General features: G+C 35.0%; 2 protein-coding genes. Both read left to right on the top strand.

Features of this window, described 5'->3' with window-relative positions; all coding sequences use genetic code 11:
* The coding region (locus tag ACYU7A_RS08085; protein ID WP_460575597.1) for a T9SS type A sorting domain-containing protein at window positions 1-587 on the top strand (587 nt) is incomplete at its 5' end.
* 298 nt (window positions 588-885) lie between these two features.
* Window positions 886-4,260 (top strand): MopE-related protein (locus ACYU7A_RS08080; RefSeq protein WP_460575595.1); only part of this gene is annotated, 3,375 nt, incomplete at its 3' end.

The raw sequence follows: 4,260 nt of genomic DNA, 5'->3' as shown, positions 1-4,260 counted from the left end.
CAGCTTATCCTACTACACAAGTTAGATCGGTTCAATGTAATAACTATCAAGTTACAAGTAACTCTGAGTTAATTATTGCAGACGGAGTTAATGGAGCAACAATGTACAGATTTAGAGTTTACAACGGAGTTGATTATGATACATTCTACGACAACCAATACAACAGATTTACATTAAACAACTTCCCTGGATTAATTCCAAATGGAGAGCTTTATTCTGTGCAAGTAGCGGTTAAGTTACCAAATGAGCCAAATTTTGGGCCATATAGTAAAGCATGTACAATCAAGACTCCAATGCAAGCAAGAGCTATTGCATCAGATGTTCAATTAGAAGTAGTAAATGTATTTGAAGCATTAGCTTATCCAAATCCATTTGCAGAGAACTTCAAGTTGGATGTAAAAACTAATAGCGAAGCTAACATTCAAGTTAGAGTTTACGACATGATAGGAAAATTAGTAGAAGACAAAATGATAAACGCTTCTGATATTCAAAACTTTGAATTAGGAAACCAATATCCATCTGGAGTTTACAATGTAATTGTATCTCAAGAGTCTAACACTAAAACACTACGTGTTATTAAAAGATAGTTTCTAAACAAGAACTAAATAGTTTAAAACCTCCTCAAGAAATTGAGGAGGTTTTTTTATGGCTAAAAGTTTATAAAGAGCAGGTAAATACATTTAAAATACCCATTTGTAGGGATTTATAATATTTAATATTAAATCAATTTTGTAAAGTCATTTAAACCCTTATATTATGAAAAACTTTATTCAATTGAAGTGGTTAGTCCACAATTTTAACAAGTTTACTTTTCTTAGTAGACACATTTTGGATGTACTATATTGTATTTTTTCATCTAAGTTTGTTAAGCAATCAACAAACGGTATGAATGCTTTACAAAGAAGTCAAATGATTGTAATTTTTATTTTGCTGTCAAATTTTTCTTTTGCTCAAATTAATTTTACTAATTCGCAGGCAGCAAGTTTAGTTGTTGGTCAAGCAAATTTTACTGCTAATGTTGCTAATTGTACACAAAGTGGACTTTATGCGCCATCTTATACTGCTATTAGTTCTAAAGGAGTTTTAGCAGTTAGCGAGCAAACAGGTGGAAGAGTAAAATTATGGAATCCAACACCGAGTGCTAATGGTGCTAACGCAAGTGTTGTTGTTGGTAAAACAGGATATACTGATTGTACTAATGTTGGTGCTAATCAATCAAATGTTAGTAATTCTAACGGTGTTGCATTTTCTCCAGATGGAAATAAATTGATAGTAACCGATTTTAGCAATAATAGAGTGTTAATTTGGAATACGATTCCGACTATTAATGGTCAAAATGCTGATGTGGTATTAGGACAGTCTAATTTTACATCTAGTTTTGGCGGAGTTTCTGCTACGGCAATGAATGGGCCAACAGGTGCTTTTGTGAGTAGTGACGGCCGATTATTAATTGCGGATAGAGGGAATCACAGAATATTAATTTGGAATAGCATACCAACTACCAATAATAAGCCTGCCGATGTTGTTGTAGGACAAACCGTTTTCAATGCTCCTGGTGGCGGTAGTTCAGCTACTAGCATGGTAAATCCTTGGGGTGTATGTGTTTCTCCTGACGGAAAACTTTTGGTAGCAGATTCAGCTAATAATAGAGTTTTGGTTTGGAATACGATTCCCACTACAAATGGCGCTGCAGCAAATGTTGTAATTGGTCAAACTATAATGGGAACAAATGGTGCAGGGACTACATCATCTAATTTAAATGCACCAATTGGAGTAACCGTTTCACCTTCAGGAAAGGTAGCGATTGGTGAATTTGGAAATAGTCGTGTCCTTATTTACAATTCAATTCCAACTACAAATGGAGCAGCTGCAAACATAGTTTTAGGTCAGGCCAATTTTACTTCATCAACTGCTTTTTATCCTTCAGGTTCACCAACTAATAATAATATGTTTAGTGTTTATAATGCTTCGTTTGACTTGTATGGAAGATTATATGTTGCTGGTAGAGAAATGAATCGAGTTTTAGTTTTTGGTGCTGCTCCTGCAACGCAAGCTAATTTGGGTATTGGAATAACCTCAAATATTGCCACCGCTTGTTTGGGAACTAGCAATACAATTACCATTACTATTTCAAATGCTACTGCAACAGCCGCTAGTGGTGTAATTGCAACAGCAAGTTTGCCTGCCGGTTTCACATATTCTTCGCATACAGCTTCTACCGGAACATATAATCCAAATTCTAGTTATTGGACAGTTGGAGCTGTGCCAGCAAGTGGTTCTAGAACTTTAACTATTAATGGTATAGCTAACGCTTCAGGAAATTTATCAGCTTATGCTTCAATAATTCAGTCTAATCAATTAGATTCTGTTTTGTCTAATAATGGTGCTAGCGTCTCTTACTCAATAGTTGGAGTAGTGCCACCACCAACTGGAAGTGCCAATCAATCTTTTTGTAATGCTGCTACGATTTCTAATTTATCGGTAACTGGTACATCTGTTTTATGGTACGCCAATCCAACATTAGGAAGCCCATTGTCTACCTCATTTTCTTTAGTTGATGGCGTAACTTATTATGCATCTCAAACTATAGGAATTTGTGAAAGTACAACTCGTTTTCCTGTAACAGTTACAATTCAACCATTGAATACTTATTATCAAGATATTGATGCTGATGGATTTGGAAATCCTCTATCAACAACTAGTTCTTGTATTCCAGTAGTAGGATATGTTTTGAATAACAATGATTGTAACGACAATCAATTACAATATTTAGATACCGATGGAGATGGATTTGGATCAACCACTCAAGTTGCCTGTGGAGTTTCTAATAATTTAGATACAAACGATAATTTATTAACCTATGTTGATGTCGATAATGACGGATTTGGTTCAACAACATTTGCACCGAGTGGAGTAACCAATAGTTTAGATACTAACGACAATTTAGTAACTTATGTTGATGCCGATAGCGATGGATTTGGTTCAACAACATTTGCACCGAGTGGAGTAACTAACAATTTAGATTCTAATGACAATTTATTAACTTATGTTGATGCTGATAGTGACGGATTTGGTTCAACAACATTTGCACCAAGTGGAGTAACAAATACGTTAGATTGTAATGATAATCAATTGCAGTATGCTGATTTAGATGGTGATGGTTTTGGTTCAACAACAATAGTTCCTTGTGGAGTTTCTAACAATTTAGATGCAAACGATAATCTATTAACTTATGTTGATGCAGATAATGATGGATTTGGTTCTATAACATTTGCACCAAGTGGAGTAACGAATAGTTTAGATACAAACGATAATTTATTGACTTATATTGATTTTGATGCTGATGGATTTGGCTCAACAACATTTGCGCCGAGTGGAGTAACTAACAGTTTAGATACAAACGACAATTTATTGACTTATCTTGATTTTGATGGTGATGGATTTGGTTCAACAACTTTGGCTCCAAGTGGAGTAACTAATAGTTCAGATACAAACGATAATTTATTAACTTATGTTGATGCCGATAGTGATGGATTTGGTTCTACTACATTAGCTCCAAGTGGAGTAATAAATTCTACCGATTGTAATGATAACGAAGTTCGTTATTTAGATGCAGATAATGATGGATTTGGTTCTGTTACAATGACTATGGTTGCCTGTGGAGGAAGTTTATTCTCAACAGACTGTAATGATGCAAATGCTGCTATCAATCCAGGTGCAGTTGATGTATGTTACGATGGAATCGACAATGATTGTAATGGTATAATTGATAACAATTGCACACCAATTGTAGGGTCATTACCATCAGGAATATGCGGTACAACTCTTGCAGGATGGTACTCAACGGTTACAGCAAACTGGACAAATTTTGCTCAAGGATACCGATTCAAAATCACTAAAGTGGATATGAATACTAATTTACCAATTGCTGCACCAGTTATCATTGACAGACCAGTAAATAATATTTCTTTGGCTAACGTTCCAGGTACAACTTACAACTCAAGATATATGTTTGAGATTGCAGTACGATACAACAATGTATGGCAACCATTTTTTGGAGCACCATGTTACTTAAACACACCAAATCCAGTTTCAACAATTGGAGCACAATGTGGAAGCACATTAACAGCTATAAACCAATGGATAAATGCGGGAGCAGTTTCTAGTGTTACTGCTTATAGATTTAGAGTTACAAGAGTAATTGCAGGAAATCCAATAGGATTACCACAAGAAACTACTCAAGGTATCAATAGATTTAAT

The organism is Flavobacterium koreense, assembly GCF_054776075.1.
Note: the sequence above shows the minus strand (reverse complement) of the source record. Positions and strands in the feature narration are given on the sequence as shown.